Source organism: Gammaproteobacteria bacterium (genome assembly GCA_015709635.1).
Taxonomy (GTDB): domain Bacteria; phylum Pseudomonadota; class Gammaproteobacteria; order Burkholderiales; family Nitrosomonadaceae; genus Nitrosomonas.
Genome location: CP054180.1, coordinates 1,081,983 through 1,105,041, shown reverse-complemented (window position 1 = coordinate 1,105,041; position 23,059 = coordinate 1,081,983). Strand labels below are relative to the sequence as shown.

The 23,059-nt window shown below is 51.2% G+C and carries 24 protein-coding genes and 1 riboswitch; of the genes, 8 read left to right on the top strand and 16 right to left on the bottom strand.

The features are described from left to right. Window positions 1-8 precede the first annotated feature (8 nt). The 9 genes from HRU78_04965 to HRU78_04925 form a co-directional block, all read right to left on the bottom strand. Entirely contained in the window at window positions 9-572 is a 564-nt protein-coding gene (locus HRU78_04965; protein ID QOJ23075.1) for a hypothetical protein, read from the bottom strand. Window positions 573-662: 90 nt separating this feature from the next. Beyond that, window positions 663-1,310, bottom strand: a complete 648-nt coding sequence (locus tag HRU78_04960; protein QOJ23074.1) for a SagB/ThcOx family dehydrogenase — start codon at window positions 1,308-1,310, stop codon at window positions 663-665. 22 nt (window positions 1,311-1,332) lie between these two features. Continuing rightward, entirely contained in the window at window positions 1,333-1,950 is a 618-nt protein-coding gene (locus HRU78_04955; GenBank protein ID QOJ23073.1) for a hypothetical protein, read from the bottom strand. Window positions 1,951-1,954: 4 nt separating this feature from the next. Continuing rightward, on the bottom strand, window positions 1,955-2,497 hold the full coding sequence (locus tag HRU78_04950; GenBank protein ID QOJ23072.1) for a glutathione peroxidase: 543 nt from the start codon (window positions 2,495-2,497) through the stop codon (window positions 1,955-1,957). Between the two features lie 81 nt (window positions 2,498-2,578). Further along, a complete protein-coding gene (locus HRU78_04945; GenBank protein ID QOJ23071.1) occupies window positions 2,579-3,871 on the bottom strand; it encodes a porin in 1,293 nt (430 codons plus the stop codon). A gap of 114 nt (window positions 3,872-3,985) precedes the next feature. Continuing rightward, a complete protein-coding gene (locus HRU78_04940) occupies window positions 3,986-5,185 on the bottom strand; it encodes an ABC transporter permease (protein QOJ23070.1) in 1,200 nt (399 codons plus the stop codon). Window positions 5,186-5,192: 7 nt separating this feature from the next. Next, window positions 5,193-6,395, bottom strand: coding sequence for an ABC transporter permease (locus HRU78_04935; protein QOJ23069.1), 1,203 nt, complete (start codon window positions 6,393-6,395; stop codon window positions 5,193-5,195). After that, complete coding sequence (locus tag HRU78_04930) at window positions 6,382-7,065, bottom strand: ABC transporter ATP-binding protein (protein QOJ23068.1); 684 nt, start codon at window positions 7,063-7,065, stop codon at window positions 6,382-6,384. Before HRU78_04930 ends, HRU78_04935 begins: the two co-directional genes overlap by 14 nt. Continuing rightward, a complete protein-coding gene (locus HRU78_04925; GenBank protein ID QOJ23067.1) occupies window positions 7,062-8,210 on the bottom strand; it encodes an efflux RND transporter periplasmic adaptor subunit in 1,149 nt (382 codons plus the stop codon). The genes HRU78_04930 and HRU78_04925 overlap by 4 nt, the downstream gene beginning before the upstream one ends. A gap of 138 nt (window positions 8,211-8,348) precedes the next feature. Here HRU78_04925 and HRU78_04920 point away from each other — a divergent pair, with 138 nt between their 5' ends. Further along, window positions 8,349-9,983: a DNA mismatch repair protein MutS gene (locus HRU78_04920; GenBank protein ID QOJ23066.1), complete on the top strand. Its 1,635-nt coding sequence runs from the start codon at window positions 8,349-8,351 to the stop codon at window positions 9,981-9,983. A gap of 72 nt (window positions 9,984-10,055) precedes the next feature. Here HRU78_04920 and HRU78_04915 read toward each other — a convergent pair whose 3' ends face one another. Continuing rightward, on the bottom strand, window positions 10,056-11,198 hold the full coding sequence (locus HRU78_04915; protein ID QOJ23065.1) for a response regulator: 1,143 nt from the start codon (window positions 11,196-11,198) through the stop codon (window positions 10,056-10,058). Between the two features lie 879 nt (window positions 11,199-12,077). Here HRU78_04915 and HRU78_04910 point away from each other — a divergent pair. Then, window positions 12,078-12,926, top strand: a complete 849-nt coding sequence (locus HRU78_04910; protein ID QOJ23064.1) for an endonuclease/exonuclease/phosphatase family protein — start codon at window positions 12,078-12,080, stop codon at window positions 12,924-12,926. A 6-nt stretch (window positions 12,927-12,932) separates the two neighbouring features. Here the strand turns inward: HRU78_04910 and HRU78_04905 are convergent, their stop codons facing one another. Genes HRU78_04905 through gcvT form a run of 6 tightly spaced genes read right to left on the bottom strand, consistent with a single transcriptional unit; the run spans window position 12,933 to window position 18,832 of the window. Next, a complete protein-coding gene (locus HRU78_04905) occupies window positions 12,933-13,868 on the bottom strand; it encodes a carbohydrate kinase family protein (protein ID QOJ23063.1) in 936 nt (311 codons plus the stop codon). A gap of 42 nt (window positions 13,869-13,910) precedes the next feature. After that, window positions 13,911-15,362, bottom strand: a complete 1,452-nt coding sequence (gcvPB, locus tag HRU78_04900; GenBank protein QOJ23062.1) for an aminomethyl-transferring glycine dehydrogenase subunit GcvPB — start codon at window positions 15,360-15,362, stop codon at window positions 13,911-13,913. 21 nt (window positions 15,363-15,383) lie between these two features. After that, window positions 15,384-15,881 (bottom strand): thiol peroxidase, encoded by a 498-nt coding sequence (gene tpx / locus HRU78_04895; protein ID QOJ23061.1) that lies wholly within the window; start codon window positions 15,879-15,881, stop codon window positions 15,384-15,386. 32 nt (window positions 15,882-15,913) lie between these two features. Beyond that, on the bottom strand, window positions 15,914-17,266 hold the full coding sequence (gene gcvPA, locus HRU78_04890) for an aminomethyl-transferring glycine dehydrogenase subunit GcvPA (protein ID QOJ23060.1): 1,353 nt from the start codon (window positions 17,264-17,266) through the stop codon (window positions 15,914-15,916). A gap of 59 nt (window positions 17,267-17,325) precedes the next feature. After that, window positions 17,326-17,715, bottom strand: coding sequence for a glycine cleavage system protein GcvH (gene gcvH, locus HRU78_04885; GenBank protein QOJ23059.1), 390 nt, complete (start codon window positions 17,713-17,715; stop codon window positions 17,326-17,328). Between the two features lie 34 nt (window positions 17,716-17,749). After that, window positions 17,750-18,832, bottom strand: a complete 1,083-nt coding sequence (gene gcvT, locus HRU78_04880; protein QOJ24921.1) for a glycine cleavage system aminomethyltransferase GcvT — start codon at window positions 18,830-18,832, stop codon at window positions 17,750-17,752. A 53-nt stretch (window positions 18,833-18,885) separates the two neighbouring features. Continuing rightward, a riboswitch (glycine riboswitch) is annotated at window positions 18,886-18,986 on the bottom strand. A gap of 287 nt (window positions 18,987-19,273) precedes the next feature. Between gcvT and HRU78_04875 the strand changes: the two genes are divergently transcribed. From HRU78_04875 to HRU78_04850, 6 genes are read left to right on the top strand one after another with little or no spacing between them, the layout of a single operon-like run. Continuing rightward, window positions 19,274-19,516, top strand: a complete 243-nt coding sequence (locus HRU78_04875) for a type II toxin-antitoxin system ParD family antitoxin (GenBank protein QOJ23058.1) — start codon at window positions 19,274-19,276, stop codon at window positions 19,514-19,516. Beyond that, window positions 19,517-19,810: a type II toxin-antitoxin system RelE/ParE family toxin gene (locus HRU78_04870; protein ID QOJ23057.1), complete on the top strand. Its 294-nt coding sequence runs from the start codon at window positions 19,517-19,519 to the stop codon at window positions 19,808-19,810. Between the two features lie 30 nt (window positions 19,811-19,840). Next, on the top strand, window positions 19,841-20,827 hold the full coding sequence (locus tag HRU78_04865; GenBank protein QOJ23056.1) for a hypothetical protein: 987 nt from the start codon (window positions 19,841-19,843) through the stop codon (window positions 20,825-20,827). Window positions 20,828-20,862: 35 nt separating this feature from the next. After that, entirely contained in the window at window positions 20,863-21,306 is a 444-nt protein-coding gene (locus tag HRU78_04860; protein QOJ23055.1) for a hypothetical protein, read from the top strand. A gap of 40 nt (window positions 21,307-21,346) precedes the next feature. Continuing rightward, on the top strand, window positions 21,347-22,495 hold the full coding sequence (locus HRU78_04855; GenBank protein QOJ23054.1) for an SUMF1/EgtB/PvdO family nonheme iron enzyme: 1,149 nt from the start codon (window positions 21,347-21,349) through the stop codon (window positions 22,493-22,495). Then, entirely contained in the window at window positions 22,413-22,874 is a 462-nt protein-coding gene (locus HRU78_04850) for a formylglycine-generating enzyme family protein (protein ID QOJ23053.1), read from the top strand. Before HRU78_04855 ends, HRU78_04850 begins: the two co-directional genes overlap by 83 nt. Window positions 22,875-23,059 lie beyond the last annotated feature (185 nt).

Below are 23,059 nucleotides of genomic sequence, written 5' to 3'. Positions count from 1 at the left end.
GCTAAGTCTCATGGGATTACTCCATGGGATAATTTTTGGCTCTCAAGATACTGAATTAAACCCCTATAGAATTGCAATAAAATACCCTTAATTTGTTGTAAATCATAGTAATCCTCTTTAAATTCAACATACAGATCTGGCGTTGTCGATGTAAAAAAATATTGATACCAATCACTAACCTGAGGTTCCTTTTCAATTCTAGTAATACTACGCCCATCTTTCCAGTGAAAATGCTTACTGGCATTCGCTGTATGCGAGCATATCGACAATGCATTGTCGATATGATAGCAAACGTCTAAATAGGGATTAGGGAGGCAGCTTGTATCACTTATCCACTGCGCTGCCTTACTTGGTATCAACCAATTGCACTGACCTTTCTTAGGTTCTGCGAAAGGATCAGGTACAGAATCTGAAGAATAATATTTCTGAATCCATTCAGCGAGTACAGCTGCAGTCAGCATGAAATTGAATACACCGTACGTATGAGGCTTATTACCGAGTTTATCTGCTTCCCATTCCAATTTTTCAAGCAAATCACATGGTCGCTCTATACCGTATGATAACTGCTGCATCGTTCTCTTCATTCATTCAAACCGCCTGAGCTTCTCTTCAAATTCTATTTTTAAAATACAACCCATCTATCAGGAATTATCTGCTTAAACTTATACATTTTTTGAATAACCCACCGTCTGCGACAGCAACACCCGCTGATCATGCGTCAGCCCTAATGCTTCGGCAATTGCCGCGCGGTCGATCCAGGCGCGCAGCACTGTTGACAGGTTGTTGCTCGCGACAAACAGGTAAATATTCTGCGCGATGGCACCGGCAGCCACCGAGGCGTACGATTCGCGCTGGCTGAACGGTACTCGGCTCAAACGCGTGTAATCGGCGACGTAGACCAGATCCAGCGGCGCTTCGTCAACGAAATCCTGATAACCGGTGATCCGCCGCACATCGCTGGCTGCAACCAGCGTTAACACATTGGCTGCCGCATCGTAGCGGTAAGCGCCCGAAGGCAGTGCCACATAAATATCGATTTCCTGCGCATTGAGTGCGGAAGGTGCGGTGCGTCCGCCATCTTCCCGGTTGACGCCGAATGCTGCCCACAGCAAATTGGATAGCAACGTTAAGGGCAGTAGATCGGGTGCAAATTCACGCGATGAGCGGCGTTTGGCAAGCGCTTCCATCAAAGGAAGGCCACCCTGCTTCCCGGGCGGCGGTAACGCTATCACGGCTGCGGCATCTCCCGCGGCCGGTTTTGGCCGCAACCGCCCCATCATGCCAAGCACCAGTTTGCTTATGGTATGCATCGTTCCTCCGTTTCCACTCGCATTATCCAATCAACTCGATATCCAGCCGGACACCGTACCTCGTCTTGTTGCCATCTGCTTCGTAATTTCTGGTAAGAATCGCACTGCACACCGTGACCTGTTCCGATAACCCCTTTTCCTCGAGTTGATCCAGAAAGCTGCGTGCTAAACGGTGATCCAGGTAACCGACAGCGCGATTGTTGATGTTGATGCGGACGAAATCGGTATCATAAGGATTGCTATTGTCCGGTATCAAATGCGCCTTGAAGACTTGTGATTGCGTGGTTGAGCCGTTCTCCAAGTCAATGCCGTTTTCCTGTGCCAATTGCTGGATCGCATTCTGGTACGGCCGTGCAGCAACCGCACAGGAGAAATGACCCAACTCCGGCCAGGCATAGAGGTCATGCGCTGGTTTGCCAGTATGATGCGCGCTTTTTCCCGTTTCGGTCGCGGCAGCGATTTTGTCCCGCTTGAAGTAGAGAATGATCGCGGAAATCAGCGTCACCGGCAGGATTAGCGACACACCGGCGCCAGCACCGGTGATCAATCCCAAGAACAGCGACAGCCCCAGGATCGAGCCAATGCTGATTCCCGTTTTTTGTTTGCCTGGATCGCTCGAGGCATCAGGCTCACGATTCATCACGCTAATGCTGCAAAGCCTGTTCGATCGCTGTTACCACCGCTGGATCGGAAGGTTTGGTGTGCGGGGTGAAGTGCGTGATCAGCTTGCCGTCGCGGCCGATCAGGTATTTCTGAAAATTCCACGTCGGATAAGTGCCCGACAATTCCGCCAGCCGCACATAAAAAGGGTGCGCATCGCCTTTCTTCACGGTGGTTTTTTCAAACATCGGAAATTTGACATCGTAGGTGAGACGGCAAAAATCCTGGATTTCCGCTTCGGTTCCCGGTTCCTGCCCCATGAAGTCGTTGGACGGAAAACCCAATACCACAAGCCCTTTCGGTTCGTATTTTTCGTACAGCTGTTCCAGGCTTTCGTATTGCGGCGTATAACCGCACTTGCTGGCGGTGTTGACGATGAGCAGCACTTTGCCGGAATAGGCTTCGCATAAATTTACCGTATCGGTTCCGGCCAGTTCGCGGAAATTCTGATTGAGCAATTCGCTGTTGCAGGCGGCAAACACGGGGTCGAACAAAAAAGTTGTCAATAAAGCGAGAAAAATGCGCATGAGTAGTCTCCTCAAGTATTAGGGGGTGGATCAGAAAATAGCGCGATTCATTTTATCTTACTTCGTATCTTACTTAGTACTTTAAAAATTGATTTGCGTGCGGAAAGAAAGGGCTGACAGATGATCCGCGCGTGCCGGCGTGCCGGGACCGGCGTTACCGATCACCGCATCGGTCAGGTAATAGTTCAGCATAAAGCGCATGTTCGCGTTGGGATACCAGTTCATACCCAAGGTAATGATCTGGACCTGGCATTTCGACGTGCCGGTTTTGCACGGATCGGCGCTGAGGCTTTGCGAAAAATTTTCCGCCAGATCATAGCGCCCGGCCAATTCCAGCGCGCCCCATTTGCCGGCCGGCTGCGGCTTGCCGAAAGCGCCGCGGTCTTTTCTGTAGAGTGCGGTTTCGCCGGTCACAAACCAGCTGGCTTGCACATAGAAAGCCTGAATGGTGGAATCTCTGTTTCTGCCGCTCACTTGGTGCGTGTTGTCGAGCAGGGAAAGCGCATACTCACCCTGTAGTCTGAACGGACCGATGGCGTATGCCGCTTCTGCGGCGAAAGTCGACTGACTGTTGTGGCTGGGCGCACCCGCGCTCGCGCCGGCAACGCCCAGCGTTTTGCTGATGCCTTCGCGTCCGCCGTATACATCGGCAATCTTCGCTGGCAACGAATCCCGGTTGGCGGTGTCCCGGCTGGCGGACAGTCCCAAATGCAGAATATGGCTTGATTTGTCGATCGGCAGCCAGATAGCGCGCCCGCCGTAATTGATACCCTCCAACGGCAAACCGAAATGCGCCAAGCTCATCACGTAAACGCCGAAACCCAGATTGTCCCTCACCATTCCCCGATAGCCGATACCGGTTAAAAATTGCCGTCCGCTGTAGATCCCGGTGGATGACGTGGACGGCCGTTCCATCATGGTAATTTCATTGGAACTGGTGATCTCTTCCAAACCCCGGTATGCCTTGAACTGTCCAACGGTCAGCTGCCCCGGTCCTAATTTGGCGGCCACCCAGGCTTCGCGCAAGCTATGCGGAAAAGGCATAGTTTCATTGACCGCAAAGTCGTTCTCAAATTTGAAATTGACGCCGTGAATTTTTCCCGTGATAGTGGCATAGGTTCTGCGCCAGTTGAATCCGCCATTGTCACTGCCGTTCAAAAGCTGGCTACCGAATGCAGGGTAATTTGCACTTGGCTGATCTGGATAGAGCGAGTGCACGTCGAGGTGGGCACGGCCGTTCAGACCGATCTCGAAATTACCGTCATCACTCTTGATTCTGGGGCCGTTCTTATAAGTGAAGTTAACCGCATAGCACGACGCAATGCCGAAATGAGTCAGCACTAAAAGGCTACAGAGCGTAATCCTCGTTTGCATTCCGGCACACCGCACCCTTGCATGAATGGAATGCGTGCGATTATATATCAACCGGAAAAAAGCGAACGGCGTTCTATTTTGCCGTGACGCCGTACCCGCTCAAGCAAAGAACGGTTAATCCGTGCGCAAGGCATCCACCGGATTCAATTTTGCCGCGCGCATGGCCGGCACCACACCGGCAATCAAGCCGATCAGCATCGACAGGCACACCGCGCCGAGCACAAAATTCCACGGGATATTCACCGGCAATCCGCTGATCAGCAGTTTGAGCAATCCGGCGATACCTGCGCCGATGAGTAAGCCCGCCAAACCGCCGACGGTGGACAGCGCGGTCGATTCCAGTAAAAACAGCAGGCGGATGCGCCCGCGCGTCGCACCCAGAGCCGTGAGCAAACCGATTTCCGACACCCGTTCGGAAACGGCAATATGCATCAGCGTGATCATGCCGACCGCGCCGACGACCAGTGAAATACCGCCCAGCGCTGCAACCGCAAACTTCAGCACCGTCAGCACGGTGGATAGCGTACTGAGCATTTGCTGTTGCGGCTTGACGGTGAAGTCTTCGCGCCCGTGCCGCGCGATCAGGATGCGGTTGATGTCGTCGACCACCACTTGCACCGGCGCATCCGGATGATAGGAAAAGTTGATCTCCATGACGCCCTGGCGGTTGAATACCTCCAAAGCGCGTGCTGTCGGCATGAAAACGGTGTCGTCCAAGTCAAAACCGAGCACATTGCCTTTCGGCGCCATCACGCCGATGACGCGGAAGCGCGTCGCGCCGACCTGCAGCAAAGCGCCGAGCGGATTGGCATCGCCGAACAATTCGTTGCGCACCTTGGCGCCGAGCACGACGTATGCGCGCGGATTGCGCGGATCGTCATCGGGCAGAAACTGCCCGGTCTCGACTTGCATATTGAAGGCCCGGGCAAAATCGGGGCCTTGTCCGTACGCTGTTACGCGGCGGCTGCGGCCTTGCGCGCGGATTTCCGCATTGCCGATCACGCTGGCATTGGTGTAGCGCGCGTAGCGGCTTTGTTTCAACGCGATGGCATCTTCAATCGTCAGCAGCCGCGCGCTGCCGATGGCACCCAACGAGCCGCCGTGCGTATTGATCTTGCCCGGCGTGATGGTGACAATATTGGTGCCGAACTGCGTGAATTCCGCCAGCACGAAACGTTGTATGCCGTCGCCGATGGCGGTCAGCAAAACCACCGCGGCAATGCCGACAGCGATGCCGGAAGCCGACAAAAAGGTGCGCAAACGGTGCGCCGTTAGCGAGCGGAAAGCAAATTGGAAGGTGTCGATGGCATTCATTACAGATTTATCGCTTACTCAGTGCTTTGACGGCATCGAGCCGCGCCGCTTGGTTCGCAGGCCAAAGACTGGCGGCGATACCGGTCGCCAGCGCAACCACGATGCCCGCGATCGAGGCCCAAACGGGCGCCCATGCCGGAAGTTGCGGGTAAGCCAGACGCAGCATCAAGCTGCCCAATTGACCCAACACAGAACCGATAACAGCACCGGCAAACGACAGCCACACCGCTTCGGCAAAAAATAACCGGCGAATGTCGCCGGAGGTGGCGCCGATGGCCTTCAGCAGGCCGATTTCCGCAGTGCGTTGGTTGACCGCCACCAGCATCACATTCATCACCAGAATCCCGGCAACGATCAAGCTGATTGCGGCAATCCCGGCGACGGCCAGCGTCATCGTGTGCAGTATCCGGTCGAAGGTGGCCAGAATGGCATCCTGCGTGATCACGGTCACGTCTTCTTCACCGTCGTGACTCTGCTTCAGGGTCGCCAATATCGCCCGCTTGGCGGGTTCAATGTCATTATGGCTTTTCGCTTCGATCAGAATACGGAACAACGACGTAGTGTTGAACATTTGCTGTGCATAGTCGATCGGGATGATGACGATTTCATCGGTATTGAACCCCATCGATTCGCCTTGCGAAGCCAACACACCGGAGACGATGAACCGGCTGTCGCCCAGGCGCACGCGCTGGCCGATGGCTTGGCTGCGTGGAAAGAATTCACGGGCGATTTTCGCGCCGAGCACGATTTGCGCATTGCGTTCGGTGCCATGCGCCAGAAAACCGCCCTGCGCCAACTGCATGTGCCGCACCGGGATCAGATCCGCATTGCTGCCCAGCACGGTGACTTCGCGCAAACGGTTGGTGGCGGAAAGTTCCGCGGCGCCGACATTGAGCGGCGCATAACGCCGCACTTGCGGCAACCGGCCGAGCAATTGCGCATCTTTCAACGTCAAGTCGCGCGGTGTCTGGCCCAGCACCGCGCCGAGAAACGAACCCGACGTTTCCGCGCGTCCCGGCAAAACGACCAGCAAATTGGTGCCGATGGAGGAAAACTGGTTGATGACATAATTTCTCGCGCCGTCGCCGAGTGCCGTCAACATCACGACCGCAGCCACGCCCAATGCCATTGCCAGCACGATCAACAGGGAACGGATGCGATAACTCAGCACCGTTTTGAACGAAGTCTGTAAGGTATCAGCGAGCGTCATCGGATTGATCCGTCATTATCTTGCCATCGCGCATCGCGATCTGGCGATGCGCACGCGCACCCAGCTCGCGGTCGTGCGTGACGACGATCAAGGTGGTTCCGCTGTGATGCAGATTTTCCAGCAATGCCATCACTTCGGCGCCGATCTGATGATCCAGATTGCCGGTCGGCTCGTCCGCCAGAATGACGCTGGGCCGCATGATGGTCGCACGCGCGATCGCCACGCGCTGGCGCTGCCCGCCGGAAAGTTCGGCGGGCCGATGCTGCGCGCGCTGTTTCAGTTCGAAGGCTTGCAACGCCTCATCGACACGGATTTGCCGCTGCTCTTGCGGTATGCCGCTGAGAATGAGCGGCAGTTCGATATTTTCCGCCGCCGTCAGGCGGGGCACCAAATGAAAGGACTGAAAAACGAAGCCGATTTTTTCGCGCCGGATCTGCGCCTGCTCGGTTTCCGACAGTTCAGTGACCAACCGGCCATCAAGTTCATAGCGGCCGCTATCGGGCCGGTCTAGCAAGCCGACAATGTTCAGCAGCGTGGATTTTCCGGAACCTGAAGGTCCCATGATCGAAACGTATTCGCCCGAGGAGATAGTCAGATTGATATTGCTCAACGCGTGAACCGCCTGGTCACCCATGTGAAACGTGCGAGTAATCGCGCTCAAGCGGATCATGGAGCTTTCGGCTGCACCGCGGCACCGGCTTTGATTCCATCCTGGTCGAACGCGATCAAGACCCGGTCACCGGCATTCAAGCCGCTGCGGATCTCGGTGAAACTCCAGTTGCTCAGGCCGGTTTCCACTGGCTGCTCCACCAAACGGCTATGGCTGTCGACCAGCCAGACTTTATTATTCTGCCGGATGGCCTGCGTCGGGATGCGCAAGACATTGTCCCTACGCTGCAGAATCACTTCGACATCGGCGCTATAACCCACCAGCAGCGTATCCGCCGGAGCTTGCAGAAAATCCACTTCGATGTCGACGGTGCGCGCTTGCTTCTCAATTTCGGTCACATAGGACGCGATACGCCGGATTCTTCCGGGGAAAATTTTGCCCGGCATGGCATCCAGCGTGATACGCGCTTCCTGACCGACCCGGATTTTGGGCGCATCGACTTCATCCATCGGCGCCGTGACATACAAGCAGCGGTCGTCGATCAGGTCAATCGTCGGCGGTGTCGGAATCCCCGGCGGCGATGGCGTGGTGAATTCTCCCAATTCTCCGCTGATATGCGCAACTACGCCGGAGAACGGTGCGCTGATGATGGTGCGCTCCAATCCCGCTTGTGCGACACGCACTTGCGCTTCGGCGCGTTTGATATCGGTGATGGCGGCTTCGCAACTGGCCTGCCGGGAACGCGCGTTGGCATTGACGTCATCGGCACGTTGCGAGCTGACAAAGCCTTGCTCGACCAGTTGCTGCGTGCGCACCGCTTCGCGCCGGGCGTTTTCCGCCAGAATGCAGGTTTCGCGGCGGCGTTCCTGCGCCATCGCCAACTGCCGTTGCGCCAGTTCGCGCTGCGCCAGCAAATCCTGATTCCATAGCTCTAGTAAAACCTGCCCTTTTTGCACATGATCGCCTTCTTTGATCCAGATTTTGGCAATCTGGCCACCAGCGATCGGCGCCAGGTTGGAGCGCTGGCAGGATTTGATCGTACCCGCGCGGGTGTTGACGATGGTCGCTTCGACATTGCCGGTGGCGATGATTACCGATTCCACCTCGAGCAGCTTGGGACGTGTAAAGTACCAGCCGACAAAAGCGATTACGGCGGCGATCACGGCAAAGCCGATTAATCCGAGCGGTTTCTTAAGCAGCGGCATGATTGACGAGCGGGGTCGATGCGGTTACGGATGATATTGTGTTGTGTTTCATTGCAAATGTGCGTATTTTACACCTTCATTAAAGCTTAATGCCGTTTGCTGGCGATTCATGAAAAACCTTGAACTGACACGATCCGTATGATTGACATTTGGCGCACAAAATTCATCCTATCCGATTCCGATTGTCCCACAACTATGGAGGATATCCGCCCCACGGCGGCGGATCACGAGGCGCTTGATCCGAAAACATTCTCGGCGATAGAAACTGAGGCATTGTTTCATACCGTCGATCATACCAAGACCGAAACCGGCCGCTTGGCGCTGTACCGTTCGTTCGCCCGTCCCGCGCAAAATACCCAAGTGATACAGCAAAAACAAATTGCATTGCGCGAGATCGAGTCGAACCCGAAACTCTGCGGCGCGCTGTCCAATTTTGTCGAGAAGGCCGTTCCCGGTGAAAGATCGCTGAAGCATCTGCTGTATGGTGAGTTCTCCGGCGGTTTGGCGACCGATGAGCCGAGCAGCCGTACCGATAAACTGGAATTCGGCGGTTACGGCTACCGGCAATATCAGGATGGTACTCAGTTTGCCGTGAATCTGGCCGAGCAAGCCGGGAATTTGCCGTGCCCGCAATCCGCTTATCTGCGCACATTGCTCAATGCCATCCGGGATTTCGGCGAATCGCGCATTTATGCATTGATGAAAGGCCCGGTTTATTCCATGGGCGGCAAGTTCAAAACAAAAAAAGAGAAATCACGTTTTGATCTGTATTCGCGTTTCCAGCCTTCGCTGTTTAAAATTTTGCCGATCCTGACTTTTCTAGCTGCCGGTTATGGCATTTTATTTTTCTTTGAAATTCTGATGCCGCAGTTCGGTGCATCGTATATCAGCTACGGCATTCTGGCACTGACTGCACCGGTTCTGCCGATTGTTCTGCTGGCGATGGGTGTTTCCGACCGCGATTCGATCATTTATCCGTTGCGTAAACAATTCCGTGAAAGCCCGGAACTGGCCAAAGCGGTCGAAGCATTGGGATTGCTCGATGAGTTATTATCTTTTTACCGTTACGGACAATCCCTTCCCGGTGAAAAAGTTTTGCCGGAAATACTCGATGAGAAGCAGCACCGGCTGACTGCAAGCCGAGCCAGAAATCCCCTGCTGATCAAAACAATTCCGGATTATGTACCCAACGATATCCATCTCGATCCGGCCGGGCGGGTACTGATCATCACCGGCCCGAACAGCGGCGGTAAAACAGCGTATTGTAAGACCGTCGTGCAAGTTCAATTACTCGGGCAAATGGGCTGCTATATTCCCGCCGCGCAAGGACAATTGGTTCCCGCGGAGCATATTTATTACCAAGTACCCGACCCCGGCCAGCTCAGCGCCGCAATGGGACGTTTCGGTCATGAATTGCAACGCACACGTGAAATATTTTTTAACTCAACACCACGCAGTTTGGCTGTGCTCGATGAATTATCCGAAGGTACCACATTTGAGGAAAAAATGACGATTTCCGAATATATCCTGAAAGGATTTCATAAACTTGGCGCAAGCACGCTGCTGGTTACGCACAATCACGAACTGTGCGAGTTGTTGCAAAAAGACGGCATTGGCCGGTATTTGCAAGTCGAATTCCTGCAACAAGGCCCTACGCACCGCCTGATTGCAGGGATATCAAAAGTCAGTCACGCGGATCGCGTTGCCAATGCGATTGGGTTTAGTCGGAAGGATGTGGAAAAACATTTGGAACGGCAAAGTGAAACGGGGTAAATTAAAAAGACGCGAATCAATAACGTCATCTTCCTACGCAGTATTTTATTGACAAGCAATGAGCATGGCGTATTAAGAGGATTCCAGTTGCTGGAAATGCTGCTTAGCGTATGCGAACAAACTGAATCGATTCTTAATTCCCAGTTTACTAAAGATAGAAGTTAAATGATTGCGTAAGGTATGCTCACTCATACACAATTTTGCAGCTATCTGTTTATTCTGTTCACCGCCTGTGCCGTCAGAGAACGCCCTAAGAATCATGCATTCTTTACGGGTAAGCGTGGTAATTTTATCTGAGTCCGCATCGGTAGCAATCTTTCTACGGACACGTGAGTTCTGTAAAAGAATACGACCGGTTGTTATACGATCAAGCCATAATTCGCCATCATAAATCTTCTCAATCGCTCTGAGTATCGTTTGCATAGATTCTTTTCTGTGAACTACACCACGCGCACCACTCAGTACCGCTCTATCAATTACTTCTTTATCATGCGTTTCAGTAAAAATTACCACTCGCGTATTTCCATTACTGGCAAAATCAGGAATGTAATTGACACAATCCACCCCATCCAAATGAATATTTAAAATAAGAATATCCGGATTCTTTTCGAGAACAAGTCGTTTAGCATCCGAAATGCTGGTCGCTACGCCGACTACTTCCATGCGTGGTTTCACACCATCAATAAGTTTCTCTAATCCCCACAAAACAATTTGCTGATCGTCAACCAACAAAACCCGAATAGGTTGCACGGAAAGTTGTTTAATTTGATTATTCGATTCATTCATACCGTGATATTGACAAAAGCAAGACTCAAAGTCGGCATACTGTTTTTTTGTCGTATCTTTATTGATATTACAACCCATTGCGGTAGCAATTGTCATTGTACGTTGCACAATCGAATCACTGGCATACGCTGTAAAATAAATGCAAAGATTGGAATTATCAGTTTGCAAATTCAGTTGCTGCGCCAGATAGATACCGTCGCAATCGTTTAATTCCATATCTGTCAGAATTAAATCAGGCTTGTCTTTTTTTACTCTGACTATAGCCTCCTGGCTTGAAGTACAAACACCAATAATATTGTATTGCCAGTCATCGAGTATATTCCTCAGAGTTTCACCAGAAACATATTTATCCACAACAATCAGCACTCTGGTATCGTCGATTTCTCTGCGCGAGACTCTCGCAAGCATATGCTCTGTTTTGCTGGTCATTTAGCTTCACCTTTAAACAGCACCACGTTGTGATTCATCCTGAAAACCCCATTCTTTGAATTGTTGCACGAATAACTTAGATAGAAAGATGCTGAAAATAGAAATGATTCAATTCATTTTTATCTTTATCCATTACCTTAACGATGCACAGTGGTATTGATTACATTCTCTGCGACATTCCGCATACTTGACTACCTAGTTGACGATTCAATCTTTACTTATTGCGGATATACCAACCAGCTTTTATTTCGGATTTAGCATGAAAAACTTTAAATATTTTTTGATTGGAATAAATAAAAATATCAAAATTGGCCAATAATTAGAATAATTTAACTTTGCTAAATGACGATGTAGCTAGAATTATTGCTATAAAACTTAACTCAGAAACCCAATTGCTTATTAATGCACTCAGTATTCCTAAATTAACGAATTGATTTACTTAGAATAAATTAACCACCACGAGTACTCTGTGAAAATTGAACTCAATTAGGATTTTTTGACATAACCTGAGAGTTTCGGCGGCACACAAGCACTGGAAGAGTAAGAAGAAATGCCGTCCAGTTTACAAAATCCGGAGAATATCCAGCGAACCCCTTGAATAAACATTTTTTCGATCTCATGACGTTTTCTATGTAGAAATTACTTACAATGCCATTAACTTCTTATTCAGTGAGATTCGAATTAACTTGTTAAAATGACTAAAATGTTATCAAAAATTATTTGATATGAATGTGACATAAATCACATAAAAATTAGATAATTCTGATTCTGTAACAAACGTGTTCCTGATTGACAATAGTAACCTCATCAGAAATTAAGCTGCAAACAGACTACTGTAATCGCAATAGACCAACTACCAATTGCCACAACACAATCTTCATGAAATTACTCAGCTGGAATATTCAATGGGGACGCGGAATAGACGGGTGTGTCGATCTCGCGCGAATCGTTCGGACAATTCAGCAACTGGACGTGTTCGATGTTATTTGTCTGCAGGAAGTTGCCGTTAACTTCCCCGGGTTACCGGGTAACCCCGGAAAGGATCAAGTGACCGAGTTAGCCAAGCTACTACCCGGTTATACCGCCCTCTATGGCATTGCAACCGATATACCGGATGATCACGGTGGGCGAAGTCAATTCGGCAATGCTATTTTTACCCGTTTACCGGTTGGCCAGGTGTGGCGGCATTTACTGCCATGGCAAGCGGAACTGACCACACCCAGCATGCAGCGGGTGCTGGTGGAAGCCGTTGTGACAGCGGATATCGGGCCACTGCGCATCATGACCACACATCTCGAATACTATTCGCGATACCAGCGCAAAATTCAAATCGAGGCGATCCGGAACTTGCACCGGGAAGCATGTGCCATGTCACAACGTCAACTTCTCACTGAAGAACGGAATGGAACATTTGAAGTTTTTCCCAGACCTGCAGAAGCGTTATTGTGCGGTGATTTCAATTTTTCCGCCACAGCACCGGAACGCACACAATTTCTGGTCCCCTTTGATGACGGCACACTGAATTTTCACGATGCATGGTCGGCACTGCATCCCGGTACGCCGCATGCGCCTACTGTCGGGATTTATCCGGTAGATTTTGTCGATCGTCCGGAATGCTTCGACTTTATCTTTATCACCGGCGGATTAGCACACCGTCTTTGCACGTATGGCGTTGATGCCGAGACGGCGGCTTCGGATCATCAACCGGTCTGGGTTGAGTTCAAATGAAGAAACTCAGAAAATACGAGTGCCAAAACTTTCAAAGTAATACTGCCCGATCTCATCACGGGAAAATTGATGATTCTGCCCACCACGCTGGGCGATTTTCAGTGACCCCATCAATGAGCCAAGCTGACCCGCCGCTTGCCAATCGAAATTGTTGACGATGCCGTACAACAAGCCAGCACGATACGCGTCTCCACACCCGGTTGGATCGACAATCGTTTGCGGTTTGACACAGGGAATTTCGTATTTTTTCCCACCGGCATGGATAATCGAGCCTTGCGCGCCCAAAGTGACGATCAATGCTTTGGCATGATTCGCCAGCGATTCCAAGTTACGCCCGGTGCGGTCTTGCAGCATTTCTCCTTCATAGTCGTTGACCGCAATGTAATCGGCTTTATCGATGAAATCGAGCAATTCTTCGCCGTCATACATCGGTAGCCCCTGCCCCGGATCGAACACAAACGGAATCCCCGCTTCATGGAATTCGCGCGCATGCTGCATCATGCCATCGCGTCCATCTGGCGCGATAATGCCCAAGCGGATGTCACGCGACTCTTTCACGGAATTGAGATGGGAAAAATTCATTGCGCCCGGATGAAACGCGGTAATCTGATTGTCCGCCAGATCAGTCGTGATAAAAGCCTGTGCGGTAAAAGTCTCCGGCACATGCTGCACGTGCTCTTGAGTCAGATCCAGCTGTTTGAAGCGTGCCGCATAGGGCGCGTAATCATCGCCAACCGTAGCCATCATCACCGGTTCGCCACCCAGCATTTTAAGATTGTAGGCAATATTACCGGCACATCCGCCGAATTCACGGCGCATTTCCGGAACCAGAAATGCGACATTCAATACGTGAATTTTCTCCGGCAAAATGTGATTCTTAAAATGATCCGGGAAGACCATAATATTATCGTAAGCGATGGAACCACAAATCAATGTGCGCATAATTCAGCTACCGTGTAATGATGAAAAATAACTTGCACGCTCTCAAGCGCTTGGCTTCCACGCCAAATCCAACTCACGCGCGGCTTTGACATCGTCCAATTTACGCACCGACATGTTGTGCGGCGCACCTTTCACCATATCCGGTTCCTGTTCGATTTCACGTAGAATTTCTTTCATCGAGATTACGAAAGCATCCAACGTTTCCTTGGATTCCGTTTCCGCCGGTTCAATCAATAAACATTCCGGTACCAGCAGCGGGAAATACGTCGTCGGTGCATGGTAGCCTTTATCGAGCAAACGCTTGGCCAGATTCATCGCAGTCACGCCGGTTTTGTCCTTGATGTCCTTCATCGTGACAATAAATTCGTGACTGGCGCGACGGTTCGGGTACGCAATTTCAAAACCCGCTTTACGCAATTCAGCCATCAAGTAATTCGCGTTCAAGGTCGCAAACTCGGAAATCCGATGCATACCCTGCATGCCTAACAAGCGAACATAAATATAAGCCCGCAGCAACACACCGGCATTCCCCATGTGAGCCGATAAACGACCAATGGATTGGGGTTTATCTTTTTCGGTAATCCAACGATAGGTATCACCTTCCTTAGCCACGATCGGGATCGGCATAAAAGGCAGCAGGCGTTCAGCCACACCGACCGGCGCAGAGCCCGGTCCCCCGCCACCATGCGGTGTCGAGAAGGTTTTGTGCAGATTGATGTGAATCACGTCGAAACCCATATCGCCCGGTTTCACTTTACCCAGTACCGCATTCAGGTTGGCACCGTCGTAATATAACAACCCACCAGCCGCATGAACCACCCGACTCATTTCGGCAACGTTTTTCTCGAACACGCCCAGTGTGGAAGGGTTAGTCAGCATCAATCCCGCCGTTTGCGGTCCCACTGCCGCTTTGAGCGCATCCAGATCGACATTGCCGTCTTTGTCGGTGGCGATTTCCACCACTTTGAAGCCGCACATGACCGCTGTTGCCGGGTTGGTACCGTGCGCCGCATCCGGAACAATGATCTCGGTACGGGCGAAATCGCCGCGCGATTCGTGATACGCGCGGATCATCATGACACCGATCAGCTCACCTTGCGCACCAGCCATCGGCGTCAAGCTCACGCCCGCCATCCCGGTAACCGCTTTCAGAATCTCCTGCAATTCGTACATACACGCAAGGAAGCCCTGGCCGGTATCTTCCGGCGCCGATGGATGCCGCGATATGAATTGCGGCAGCATCGCCAACGAATTACACGCGCGCGGATTGTATTTCATCGTGCATGAGCCGAGCGGATAAAACTCGGTATCAATCGAGAAATTCTTTTGCGACAAACGGGTGTAATGACGCACCGTATCCATCTCGGAGACTTCCGGCAGCAACACTTTGGATTTCCGCAATAAATTTTGCGGGATTACCGACTTGCTTGCCGGTGTTGCAGGCGACTGCGAATAATTGCGCCGTCCTTTGCGTGAGTGTTCGAATATCAGCATAATGTATCAGTCAATCTCAGTTTATTTCTTCAAAGCAGCCATGGCTGCATCATAGTTCGGTTCGTTGGCGATTTCCGGAACCAATTCGGCGTGAATCACGGTATCCGATTCATCCAGAACGATCACGGCACGTGCCGTGATACCGCCAAACGCGCTATCGGCGATGTAAACGCCGTAATCTTTCATAAAATTCGCGCCGCGCATCGTGGACAGCGTAACAACCTTATCCAACCCTTCGGAGTCGCAGAAACGGGTCATCGCAAACGGCAAATCGGCGGCAATGATCAGCACTACGGTGTTGTCCATATTGCTGGCTTGTTGATTGAATTTGCGCGTCGAGATCGCACATACCGGCGTATCCAAGCTTGGCACGATGTTCAGCACTTTCTTTTTACCGGCATAATTGGCCAGCGTGACATCTTCCAGATCGCGATTGACCAATGAAAAAGGGGGTGCTTTTTGTCCGACTTTAGGAAACGTGCCTTCGAGTTTGATCGGCTTTCCTTTTAAAGTAACCATAATTTTCCTCTCAGATGAATTTAAAAATTGATTTAAGCAAGCGCTTGTTTCAAAGCGGCGGCATAATCTTGCAAATCGGCCGCTGTTTTGGTTTCAGTGACACAAACCAACACGGCATTGCCCAGTTCCGGATAATGCGCATTTAAATCGAATCCGCCCAAAATACCTTTTTGTTTTAATTTAGCCAGCACATCCGCGGCAGATTTAGGCATCGTCAGCACGGTTTCGTGGAATGCCGGCGTGCTGAACGTTCTTTTCACACCGCCGATTTTTTCCAGTTGCTCGACCAATTCCAAGGTACTGGCATGCGATTGCGCCGCAATGCGCCGCAACCCTTCAGGACCGATCAGTGACATGTAAATGGTCGCCGCAGTAACCATCAAACCTTGGTTGGTACAGATATTGGAGGTCGCTTTGGAGCGGCGGATATGCTGCTCACGCGCTTGCAATGTCAGCACGAAACCTTCTTTACCGTCCAGATCGGTGGTACGGCCGATGATACGGCCGGGCATTTGACGCACCAATTCATTTTTGCACGCCATGAAACCGAAATAGGGGCCGCCGCTGGAAAGCGGAATACCCAACGGCTGACCTTCGCCGACAGCGATATCAGCGCCTTTGCTGCCCCATTCGCCCGGCGGTGTCAGCATCGCCAACGCGGTCGGATTGACCACCCCGATGGCAAACGAATTTTTGCTATGCGCCCAGTCGGTTAATTCATCGACTTGCTCCAAAACACCGAAGAAATTGGGTTGCGGAATCACCAATGCGGCAAAATCGCCATAATCCGTCTTACTAATCGCTGCCAGATCGGCTTGGCCGGTTTTGCTATCGAACGGCAGCTCGACCACTTCGATTTTCTGATTGCTGACAATCGCACGCACCACTTGGCGGTAGATTGGATGCACGGTTTTCGGAATCAGAATCTTGCGCGAGGTTTTATGCGAACGCACTGCCATCAAAGCCGCTTCCGCCAATGCGGTGGCACCGTCGTACATACTGGCGTTGGAAACATCCATGCCGGTCAGCGACGCCATCATCGATTGGTATTCGTACAGCAATTGCAGTGTGCCCTGACTGGCTTCCGCTTGATACGGCGTATACGAAGAATAAAACTCGCCGCGCGTCGTGATCTGCCACACCGCAGCCGGAATGTGATGCTCGTATGCGCCGGCGCCGATGTAATTCTGGTAGAAACCATCCTTGTTCGCGCGCTCCATCATCAGACGCGTAATTTCCAGTTCGCTGAGTCCGGTTGGAACACCGGTCAATTCGCCGCTGACCAGTTCCTTGGGAATTTCGTCAAACAGATCTTCGGTGGATTTCGCGCCGATGCTGGCAAGCATTTCGGCAACATCTTCTTCGGTATGAGGAATAAACGGCATGATTTATTTTTGCAACTTAAAGTAATGAGAAATTAAAAAACGCAGGTATCAAATCAATCTTAGTGATCTTCGTTTTCTACCAATTCGGCGTAAGCTGCGGCATCAAGCAGCGCATCGATTTCCGCGGGATTGCTCGGTTTCATTTTGAACAACCAGGCCGAGTATGCATCTTCGTTGATTTTTCCAGGCTCGTCGACCAGCGGTGAATTCACTGCAATTACTTCACCGGAGATCGGTGAATACACATCGGCAGCGGCTTTGACGGATTCCGCAACGGCACACTCTTCTTTTTGTTTCAGCTTGCGTCCGACATCCGGCAATTCGACGAACACCATATCGCCGAGCAATTCCTGCGCGTGGTGGGAGATCCCAACAGTGACCGTGCCGTCGGCTTCAGGTTTCACCCATTCATGGGATTTACTATATTTCAGATTTGTTGGGATGCTCATAGATTCACTCCAGAAAGAAATTATATGTAGTTGCTTATACCAAAACTTTACCGTTACGCACGAACGGGTATTTTACCACTTTAGCGCGCAGCTTCTTATCACGAACGACAACGCTGACTTCATCGCCCACCGCAATTTGCACCGGAATACGTGCCAATGCGATCGATTGATTCATCGTCGGGGAAAAACCGCCGCTGGTGATCTCGCCTTTATATTCGACGCCGTCTTTTTCACCGATCACTTCCTGATGGCCGCGCAATACACCACGATCGACCAGCACCAACCCGACCAGGTGCTGCGTGACATTGGTATCCAACAATGCCTGCTTGCCGATGAAATCGCGCTCGGATTTCAGATCGACCGTCCATGCCAAACCGGATTCCAGCGGATTTTTTGTCTCATCCATGTCCTGGCCGTACAAATTCATCCCGGCTTCCAGCCGCAACGTATCGCGCGCGCCCAGTCCGGCAGGCACAATCCAGACACCGTGCAACGCTGTCCAGAAAGCCGGCGCATCCTTAGCCGGTAACATGATCTCAAAACCATCTTCGCCGGTATAACCGGTACGGGCGATAAAATAATCGCCCACGATCGCCGATTGGAACGGTTTCAATTCCTCGGTCGCCGCTTGCGAATTGGGGATCACTTGCCACACTTTGGCACGCGCATTCGGGCCTTGCACCGCCACCATCGCCAGATCGCGGCGCGGCGTGATTTCCAGCTTCGGCGCCAGCGCATCGCGCTGCTTCAGTATCCAGGCAAGATCCTTATCCGCGGTACCGGCGTTGACGACGATGCGGAACCAGTCTTCCGACAAAAAATAAATGATCAAATCGTCGATGATGCCGCCCTGCGGGGTCAGCATACAGGAATACAGCGCTTTGCCGGATACCGTTAATTTATCGACATTATTGGCGACGAGCTGGCGCAGAAAACCGCGCACGTTATCGCCTTTGACATCCACCGGCAGCATGTGCGACACGTCGAACATGCCGGCATCCTGGCGGACTTTGTGATGTTCATCCAATTGCGAACCGTAATGCAACGGCATATCCCAGCCGCCGAAATCGACCATTTTGGCATTCATATCGCGGTGGGTTTGATTCAGAGGTGTCATTTTCAGCACGGTTTTTCTCCCAAAAATATTGAGCCATTCAAACGTAAATGACTTCGTGCCCCTCTGTCCTTTTTACCTGAGAGATTGACAGAATTGAATCCGCATGCCCCTTCGGTGGCCGGAACCGGTTCCGGCACTCTCCAGATCGCCTGTCGCAAGCAGTTCTTAAGGAACAAAAGAATTTGACCCTGCCTGAGCGATTCCGGGGAGGTTACGCCTTCGGCGGCGCTAAAAAATAGCGCACTCTTCTGCTTGGATTGATTTGGCAAAGTGCGAACTATACCTGACGGACAAGGGTTTATTCAAGTTATTGCGGTAAATTTTGCATTGCGCCGCGAGGGCATTTAGTGCCCCCGGAACAGACCTGGAAACCTTGTTGCCATACTTACTAATAAATATTATTGTATGACGCAAACAGCGCAATTTTATGGAGAAACATTAATGTCAGCCCCGAAGAATACCAGCGTGACGCTGGGAGAGCATTTTGAAAGATTCCTGGCGCAACAGATCGAAACCGGACGTTATAGCTCAGCAAGCGAGGCGATACAGGCGGGACTCCGGTTGCTGGAAGAACATGAAATCAAACTGGAAGCATTGCGCCATGCGTTGATCGAAGGTGAAAAAAGCGGTACCGCTGATTATTCCCTGCAAGCCATCATTGATGAGCTGGAACGTGAAGAATAAATGGCAACATTCACCCTCACCCGCAAAGCCAAGGAAGATATGCTGGCAATTGGCCGCTACACGCGCAAGCACTGGGGAGCAACGCAACAAAATCATTATTTAAGTTTGCTCGACTCCGCATTTCATGATTTGGCAAACAAACGCGCGATCGGCCAGCCATGCACAGAAATCCGCACAGGTTATTTCAAATATCACATCGGTAAGCACTTGATCTTTTATCGTCATATCATCCCTGATCAAATCGAAATTGTGCGCATTTTGCATGGCCGCATGGATATCAGTCGGCATTTGTAACCAAACAGAATAAACGTTCCTAACAAACTTATGAGCCAAGGATTATTTCTTAACGCGATAATCAGCAACGCTGCAAATCGATTCATTCTCTCATTCATTGGTGTGCTGCTGGGATTTTGCCTGACCGGCGGCAATGCACTCAGTCAGAGCAATCTCGAATACCAAAAACGCGCCAATCGCTACGAAGGCACAAAACCGAAACCGGTTTCCGGACTCGGTATCGAACTGTTGTCGGCGCATATTGCGTATCAAGACGATACCAGCACGCTGGGAGAGCGCTATCAGGTCTGTTTTTTTCTCAACGAAACCCTCCCTGTGCATTTATTGGTCAGGGAACTCGATTACAAGCATTACTATTGGTTGGATAAGGTTGAACCGGAAACACCCTGGCGAACGGGTTTTTCCAATGTTTATAGCTGGCCGACCGCCGATGTTATCCGTCATCTCAGCCGCTTATCGCTCTACGATTTAGGTATTGTCGTGCGGCTGAATAAATCCGAACCAAGCGCGGATGAATGGGTAGTACCGGCATTACTGTACCAAACCGGCTACCCGGCAACAGCCGGTGGTTATGCGTTTGTTTTCCGGTTGCGGGAAGATGCAAAAATCAAAGGCGCGATTTACCGGGAATCGGGCGGAAATCCCATTTTTACACAAGATCTCGGTTTGAAGCGTGGCAATCGCCCATTCTGGTTTCAATGGAAATTGCTGGGAAATCATCGTGCTTCAGCGGTTTCAATCAATCACCTCGTCGATGCGAATAAGCCAATCGGTGCGTTGGAATCATTAAGAATCCAGCCGGATACAACCTTGATTCTGGATGCACCCCATTCGCCTTTGCCGTCCTTCACGCTGCAATTATCAGGAAATGCGCTTGAGCTCACACCGAATATTTTGCCAATCGGCCCATTCAAACTAACCGCCGAAAACGTTGCCAACCGGAACCGAGCCCCTTTACGCATTGACAATCAAGCAATGGATTTCAAGGTAGAGCTGGCGAAGACAATCCTTTCGTAAAGTTGAAAAGCGAACCGGACAATTTTGTTGTGACATTGACAGCTACAAGCAACTCATCCGGCGAATCCCTGGTAAAACAAGGCAGCACGATCAGCAAAATCGAATTTCTCAAGCAAGGCGATACGGGTGACTATGAGTCAACGCTCATTCGGGGAAAGATCGTGTACGCGGATTTTGCGAATTTGGCTCCGGTGATTGTGGCGCCTTATCACTTTCTCGCACTCGATGATTTGAGGAATGTAACCATACAAGCGCTTCGTTTCGATCCGCAATTACCCGGTTTTGTGCTGCATCTGACGGGCGAAGCCGGTAAAATCATCAGCCGGACTGGTGAATTGCGTAAGGATCACCGCCTGACGCAATTCGATGTACTTTGGCACGATCAAAAGCTCGCTCTCATTTTTGGCATCATCGTGTGGATGGGTTCCGTCATTTTGGGTGCTTATAAAATTTATCGAGAGATCAAGAAACATGCTTAGCGGGTTATTCTGCCGGATGCGCTGGAAAAACATTTTTTCGATGCACACCGTATGCAATCTCTGTTTGCTTATCGCCTGTTGGTTACAAACATCCGTTGTCGCACAAGAAATCGATTCGTTACGCAAAGGTGTAGTAAAACTGAGCGCAACAGCCAATGGCGTGCAAAAAACCGGCACGGGCTTCATCGTCCGCCGCGATAAGCAAGTGACGTACATCATCACAGCGATGCATGTCGTCGAAGGCGAAAAATTCCCCAAAGTTGCGTTTTACGGCCAACCGCATGTATGGATTGACACGGAGGTGCTGAAAAACGATCCGCGCAACGACATTTCCTTACTGAAAGTTCGCGATAACACGCAAGTGCCGATGAATGCCGCATCGTTGCATTTTTTGACCGAAGAGGATTTGAAAGACAGCGATGAGCTCAGCGTCATCGGATTCCCCGGCGCTATTGATTGGGCGCGGGTAACCATGGCGCTTGCCGGAAAAGACGGTCTTGATCTGATCATCGACCGCCAGCTCCAAGAAGGTTTCTCCGGTGCACCGCTGATCAAACACAATAAAGAGGTCATCGGTTTAATTACCCGCACCGATGATTTTGGCCGCGCGATACCGTCGGATATCGTTAGAAAAATAATCGCCGGATGGGGAGTGGCAATTTCATCGCAGCCTTCCGGTGGGAACGAGCGCTCGACCACGCCCCCTACAGCGAAACCGGTTTCTGAAACCCGGCTACCATTTGAACCCGATATGGTACGCATTCCTTCCGGTTCATTCCTGATGGATTCGCCCGAAACCGAAGCCGATCGAAGGAGTAATGAAGTTCCGCAACATCGAGTCAGCGTGGCATCCTTCGCCATCAGCCGCACTGAAATCACGGTGGCACAATTCCGGCAGTTTGTACAAGACAGCCGATATCAAACAACTGCTGAAAAGAGCGGTAAGGGTTGCTGGGTCTGGAATGTGAAAGAAAAGAAGAATGAGCAATTAGCGCAGCGCAATTGGAGCAATCCAGGCTTCAAGCAAGCCGATAATCATCCGGTGGTGTGTGTCTCGTGGGACGATACGCAAGCTTATCTTGCCTGGTTGACGGATCGTACCGGCCGTGAGGTACCGGCTGCCGACAGAAGCCGAATGGGAATACGCGGCACGTGCAGAAACCACAGCAGCACGCTACTATCGGGATGATCAGCAATGCGATTACGCCAATGGATTGGGACAAGAAGCGAAATCCATTGCAGGCCCCGGTTGGTCGTTGGCAAGCTGCGTGGACGGTTATGTATTTACCGCACCGGTTGCGCGTTTCTCGAAGAACCCATTCGGTCTGTCCGATATGCTGGGCAACGTGGGGGAATGGACACAGGACTGCTGGCATGAAAACTATAACGATGCCCCAACCGACGGTTCCACCTGGCTAGCAAAGAACAGCGTTGATTGTAATCGCCGGGTGGTTCGGGGCGGTTCGTGGTACGTCAGCCCACAGGTCCTGCGGTCGGCTGTCCGTGGTGGGAGCATCACCGATGATGCCGACATCAACCTGGGTTTTCGTATCGCCAGGGCTTTTTGATCTTTGTTCTTTGTGCTTTTGTCCTTTGCGGGGTCAGGGGCGCAGCCCCTGCGATTTTTTGGGACGTAGGGTGGATAAGCGAAGCGCCATCCACCGATGCGCCATGAAGAACGTAGAAAATTATGGTGGATGGCGCTTCGCTTATCCACCCTACCGCAATACCGCCGTTAATTTCTTCCCGGTCA

Coding starts and splice junctions, on each gene's coding strand:
- HRU78_04965 (QOJ23075.1), bottom strand. CDS start 572: ATGCAGCAGTTATCATACGGTATAGAGCGACCATGTGATTTGCTTGAA.
- HRU78_04960 (QOJ23074.1), bottom strand. CDS start 1,310: ATGCATACCATAAGCAAACTGGTGCTTGGCATGATGGGGCGGTTGCGG.
- HRU78_04955 (QOJ23073.1), bottom strand. CDS start 1,950: ATGAATCGTGAGCCTGATGCCTCGAGCGATCCAGGCAAACAAAAAACG.
- HRU78_04950 (QOJ23072.1), bottom strand. CDS start 2,497: ATGCGCATTTTTCTCGCTTTATTGACAACTTTTTTGTTCGACCCCGTG.
- HRU78_04945 (QOJ23071.1), bottom strand. CDS start 3,871: ATGCAAACGAGGATTACGCTCTGTAGCCTTTTAGTGCTGACTCATTTC.
- HRU78_04940 (QOJ23070.1), bottom strand. CDS start 5,185: ATGAATGCCATCGACACCTTCCAATTTGCTTTCCGCTCGCTAACGGCG.
- HRU78_04935 (QOJ23069.1), bottom strand. CDS start 6,395: ATGACGCTCGCTGATACCTTACAGACTTCGTTCAAAACGGTGCTGAGT.
- HRU78_04930 (QOJ23068.1), bottom strand. CDS start 7,065: ATGATCCGCTTGAGCGCGATTACTCGCACGTTTCACATGGGTGACCAG.
- HRU78_04925 (QOJ23067.1), bottom strand. CDS start 8,210: ATGCCGCTGCTTAAGAAACCGCTCGGATTAATCGGCTTTGCCGTGATC.
- HRU78_04920 (QOJ23066.1), top strand. CDS start 8,349: ATGATTGACATTTGGCGCACAAAATTCATCCTATCCGATTCCGATTGT.
- HRU78_04915 (QOJ23065.1), bottom strand. CDS start 11,198: ATGACCAGCAAAACAGAGCATATGCTTGCGAGAGTCTCGCGCAGAGAA.
- HRU78_04910 (QOJ23064.1), top strand. CDS start 12,078: ATGAAATTACTCAGCTGGAATATTCAATGGGGACGCGGAATAGACGGG.
- HRU78_04905 (QOJ23063.1), bottom strand. CDS start 13,868: ATGCGCACATTGATTTGTGGTTCCATCGCTTACGATAATATTATGGTC.
- gcvPB (QOJ23062.1), bottom strand. CDS start 15,362: ATGCTGATATTCGAACACTCACGCAAAGGACGGCGCAATTATTCGCAG.
- tpx (QOJ23061.1), bottom strand. CDS start 15,881: ATGGTTACTTTAAAAGGAAAGCCGATCAAACTCGAAGGCACGTTTCCT.
- gcvPA (QOJ23060.1), bottom strand. CDS start 17,266: ATGCCGTTTATTCCTCATACCGAAGAAGATGTTGCCGAAATGCTTGCC.
- gcvH (QOJ23059.1), bottom strand. CDS start 17,715: ATGAGCATCCCAACAAATCTGAAATATAGTAAATCCCATGAATGGGTG.
- gcvT (QOJ24921.1), bottom strand. CDS start 18,832: ATGACACCTCTGAATCAAACCCACCGCGATATGAATGCCAAAATGGTC.
- HRU78_04875 (QOJ23058.1), top strand. CDS start 19,274: ATGTCAGCCCCGAAGAATACCAGCGTGACGCTGGGAGAGCATTTTGAA.
- HRU78_04870 (QOJ23057.1), top strand. CDS start 19,517: ATGGCAACATTCACCCTCACCCGCAAAGCCAAGGAAGATATGCTGGCA.
- HRU78_04865 (QOJ23056.1), top strand. CDS start 19,841: ATGAGCCAAGGATTATTTCTTAACGCGATAATCAGCAACGCTGCAAAT.
- HRU78_04855 (QOJ23054.1), top strand. CDS start 21,347: ATGCACACCGTATGCAATCTCTGTTTGCTTATCGCCTGTTGGTTACAA.